General features: G+C 71.3%; 5 protein-coding genes. All 5 read right to left on the minus strand.

Annotation, left to right across the window (positions count from 1 at the left end):
- A partial coding sequence (locus EIO58_RS13015; protein ID WP_127819901.1) for a glycosyltransferase occupies window positions 1–1188 on the minus strand: 1188 nt, incomplete at its 3' end.
- On the minus strand, window positions 1185–2768 hold the full coding sequence (guaA, locus tag EIO58_RS13020; protein ID WP_127819902.1) for a glutamine-hydrolyzing GMP synthase: 1584 nt from the start codon (window positions 2766–2768) through the stop codon (window positions 1185–1187). The genes EIO58_RS13015 and guaA, both read right to left, overlap by 4 nt.
- A complete protein-coding gene (locus EIO58_RS13025) occupies window positions 2765–3310 on the minus strand; it encodes a DUF3817 domain-containing protein (RefSeq protein WP_127819903.1) in 546 nt (181 codons plus the stop codon). Before EIO58_RS13025 ends, guaA begins: the two co-directional genes overlap by 4 nt.
- Before the next feature lie 41 nt (window positions 3311–3351).
- Window positions 3352–4134 carry an SURF1 family protein gene (locus EIO58_RS13030; protein WP_127819904.1) on the minus strand — a complete coding sequence of 261 codons (783 nt, stop codon included), beginning with the start codon at window positions 4132–4134 and terminating at the stop codon, window positions 3352–3354.
- Window positions 4135–4208: 74 nt separating this feature from the next.
- The coding region (locus EIO58_RS13035) for an IMP dehydrogenase (protein ID WP_205789265.1) at window positions 4209–4638 on the minus strand (430 nt) is incomplete at its 5' end.

The raw sequence follows: 4638 nt of genomic DNA on the forward strand, positions 1-4638 counted from the left end.
CACGAGCACCCCCGCGTGGTCGATCGCCTCGCGCGGTCCGTAGCGCGCGTCGGTCGACACGACGGGCAGCCCCCGCGCGAGCGCCTCGGCGATCGACAGGCCCTGTCCTTCGAACGCGGTCGAGGTGAGGAACAGCGCCGCGCGGTCGAACACGGCGTCGCGGTCGTCCGTCGCGCCTTTCAACGTCACGGATGCCGCGACCCCGAGCTCTCCGATCAGCTGCTGCAGCTCGTCGCGCAGCGGGCCGTCGCCGTAAACCTCCAGCCGCGCCTCGGGCACAGCTGCCACGACGCGCGTCCACGCGCGGATCGCGAGGTCGACGCGCTTCTGCGGCGCGAGGCGGTTGAGCATCACGACCCGCCGCGGGTCCCGCGCGGCGACCGGTTCGGGACCGAGCTCGATGGTGTTCGGCACAACGTGGAAGGTGCCGGGGTCGCCGAACCGCGCGGCCACCTCGTCGCGCTGCGCCGCCGTGGGCCAGATGACCGCGTCGTACCGGTCGAGCGTCCGCAGCCACCGCTCCCACAGTCCGCTCACCGGCGCCGCGGGGTCGTCGTACGGTGCGGGCAGATGCGAGTTGTGCACGGTGTGGACGAGCCGCACGCGCGGGTCATCCCACTCCACCAGCGCTTCGCCGATCTGCCGCGACTCGCAGATCACCACGAACAGCCGGTCGGCGTCGCCCGCGGCGGCCCGCCGCGTCTCCGCGATGTGCGACAGCCAGGCGATGTACAGCCCGCCGAACCCGCGCACCACGCGGTCTGCGCCGGGCGCATGCACCACGATCGCGGCGTCGCGCAGGTGCCACTCGGGGTCGTTCTCGAAGACCGGAAGCGACACGACCGCCCGGTCTTCGGCATCCTGAACCGTCCGGTACTCGATGCCGGGCGTGCGCTTCCCCGACTCGCCGACCTCGTGCAGCCACGCGCCGCCGGCCTGCAGCTCGTCGAAGAGGTTGCGCATGCGACCGAGGGAGGGCACGTGGCCGCCGTCGACGAACGCCTGGCGCTGCGCGGCGTGGGCCTCGGGCGACTGCCCGTCGACGCTCAGCATGAGCGGCTCGCGAGCGCCGGATGCCTCGAGCAGGCGCAGCCGCGCCGGCACCGCGACTGCAAACCCTCCGTCGAGGCCGAGCGCGATGCGGCTGCCGAGCAGCACATAGTCCGCGTCGGGCAGCGCGGGGGTCACTCCCACTCGATGGTCCCCGGCGGCTTCGAGGTCACGTCGAGCACGACGCGGTTGACCTCGCGCACCTCGTTGGTGATGCGGTTCGAGATCTTCGACAAGACGTCGTAGGGCAGGCGCGTCCAGTCGGCGGTCATGGCGTCTTCGGACGACACCGGGCGCAGCACGATCGGGTGCCCGTAGGTGCGGCCGTCCCCCTGCACGCCCACGGAGCGCACGTCGGCGAGCAGCACGACCGGGCACTGCCAGATCTCGCCGTCGAGGCCCGCCTTCGTCAGCTCCTCGCGCGCGATCGCGTCGGCGTCGCGCAGAATCTCGAGGCGGTCAGCGGTGACCTCACCCACGATGCGGATGCCGAGGCCGGGGCCCGGAAAGGGCTGGCGGGCGACGATCGCCTCCGGCAGGCCGAGCTCGCGGCCGATCGCGCGGACCTCGTCCTTGAAGAGGGTGCGCAGCGGCTCGACGAGCTCGAACTGGATGTCTTCGGGGAGGCCGCCGACGTTGTGATGGCTCTTGATGTTCGCCGTCCCGCTGCCGCCGCCCGACTCCACGACGTCGGGGTAAAGCGTCCCCTGCACGAGGAAGCGCATGGGCTCGCCCTCGGCGGCCGCCTCGGCGACGAGGTCGGCCTGCACCTTCTCGAATGCGCGGATGAACTCGCGGCCGATGATCTTGCGCTTCTGCTCGGGGTCGCTGACGCCGGCAAGCGCGTCAAGGAACTGCTCACGCGCGTCGACGGTGACCAGGCGCACACCGGTCGACGCGACGTAGTCCTGCTCGACCTGCTCGCGCTCGCCCTTGCGCAGCAGCCCGTGGTCTACGAACACGGCGACGAGCTGGTCGCCCACGGCCTCGTGCACGAGCGCCGTCGAGACCGCAGAGTCGACGCCGCCCGACAGGGCCGACAGCACCCGGCCCGACCCGACCTGAGCGCGGATCTTCTCGACCTGCTCGGCGATGACGTTGCCGCTGTTCCAGTCGGCGGGAAGCCCCGCGGCCCTGTGGAGGAAGTTCTCGATGACCTTCTGCCCGTGGTCGGTGTGCTTGACCTCGGGATGCCACTGCACGCCGTACAGGCGGCGCTCGTCGCTCCCGAACGCGGCGACCGGCGTGGCCGACGTCGACGCAAGCACCTCGAAGCCCTCCGGGGCTCGCGCGACCTGATCGCCGTGACTCATCCACACGTTCTGCTCGACCGGCTGCCCGCCCAGCAGCACGCCGCCGTCGCCCGTGACCGCGGCATCCGTCGCGCCGTACTCACGGAGTCCGGTGTGCGCGACCTCCCCGCCCAGCTGCTGCGCCATCACCTGGAAGCCGTAGCAGATGCCGAGCGTCGGCACGCCGAGCTCGAGCACACCCTCGTCGAGCGCCGGGGCCCCCTCTTCGTACACCGACGACGGGCCGCCCGAGAGGATGATGCCGACCGGGTTCTTCGCGGCGATGTCGGCCGCCGACGCGGTGTGCGGGACGATCTCGCTGTAGACGCCGGCCTCACGCACGCGCCGGGCGATCAACTGCGCGTACTGCGCGCCGAAGTCGACGACGAGGACGGGGCGCTGCGAGGTCTCGGTCTGCTGGGTCAACGCTGGTTCTCCGTCGGGATCGAGTGAGTGAGAGTCGAGTGCTCGGTCTGGGTCTGCGGTTCCGCGTCCTCGCGGCGTGCGAGGTAGCCCCTCACCTCACCGGCGACGCGGGACTCCATGAAGAACGACAGGAACGGCACGATGCCGCCGAGCGCGAGCATGATGAAGCGGCCGAACGGCCACCGCATGAGGCTCCACACGCGGAAGCACGAGAACAGATACACGACGTAGAACCAGCCGTGGGCCACGAGGATGAACAGCGAGATGTTGAAGCCGTCACCGACCGAGACCATCTCGCATTCGTTCGTCATCGGGAGGAACAGCGACCACCACTGGCAGTCGGCCCCGGCGATGACGGGCGCGAACCACAGGAACCCGCCCGACCCGCCCGCGAACAGCTCGACGTGGATCGGCGTGTACTTGAGGATCATCTCGGCCAGCAGCAGAAGCAGCATGGTGCCCGTGATGATCGAGCAGATCTGGTAGAACCTCAGGGCTCCGCGGATCGCCGGAAACGAAGCGAGCTTGGGTTCGCGGGGCATGGGGTCCAGTCTACCCGCGTGATTCCGCGGCGCCGGACGGCTCAGGATGCCGCGGGTTCGGGCCCGGCAGCGTCTTCGAACTCCTCGAGCTCGCGCTCCCACGCATCGCGCGCCAGGCGGTACCAGAGGTAGAACGCGAAGCCCGCGAACACCGCCCACTCGGCGGCGTAGAAGATGTTCAGCCAGTTGACGGTCGACTGCTCGTCGGGGGCCGGCGACGCGATCGCGGAGAGCCCCCCGAACGGCGCGGCCGAAGCCAGGTACGGCCGGTAGACGGCGAGCTCCTCGACGTCGTGCCACCGCCCGAGCAGGGCGGCCGGAGACATGCGCGTCATCGTCTGCGGGTCTGCGCCGCGAGGAGGAGGCAGCGGCCCCTCGTCCGAGATCAGCCGGCCGATCACCTCGACCGACGATGGACGACCGGATGCCTCAGACTCGAGCCGCTCGACCGCCTGGGCGGCCTTGTTCGCGGTGGCGGCCCAGCCGAGAGCGACGGCGACGGACGTCGGCTCGTCGGTGTCGTCGAGCCGCAGCTGGCCGGTGACCCAGTACCCCTCGACGCCGTTGTTGAAGCGCGACTCGACGACCAGGAAGTCGCCGGGCACCCACGTGCCGGCCGCCTCCACGCGCTGCCCGACGAGCGGCTCGGGGAGGTACTCCCCCGGCGCGGCGACGTCGGCGAGCGGACGCACGTTCTCTGTCGCCCCCGGCGGCGGCGGATCGGTGTCGATCGCCCGGCCCAGCTGCCATTGCCCGAGCCATGCGAACACTCCCGCGACGACGAGGCACAGCAGCAGCATCCCGATCCACTCGGGGCGCAGCATCACCTCCCGCAGCGTCGGCGGGAACGCCTCGGGCTCGGCCACGGGGGCCGGTCCGGGGTCGGTCACGTCAGGGGTCATCCCGCGGCGTAGGGTGCGACGACGACCTCGACGCGCTGGAATTCCTTGAGGTCGGAGTATCCGGTGGTGGCCATCGACTTGCGGAGAGCCCCGATGAGATTGGCGGTGCCGTCTGCGACGGGCGCCGGGCCGTAGAGGATCTCTTCGAGCGACGCGACCTGGTCGACCTTCACGCGGCGGCCCCGCGGCAGCTTGGCGTGGTGGGCCTCGGGACCCCAGTGGAAGCCCCGGCCCGGGGCATCCGTCGCCCGCGCCAGCGCCACGCCGAGCATGACCGCGTCCGCGCCCATCGCGATCGCCTTGACGATGTCGCCCGAGGTGCCGACGCCGCCGTCGGCGATGACGTGCACGTAGCGCCCGCCCGACTCGTCGAGGTAGTCGCGGCGCGCACCGGCGACGTCGGCGACCGCCGTGGCCATGGGCGCG

Origin of the sequence: Microbacterium sp. CPCC 204701, assembly GCF_004010105.1 — a bacterium.
Classification (GTDB): domain Bacteria; phylum Actinomycetota; class Actinomycetes; order Actinomycetales; family Microbacteriaceae; genus Microbacterium.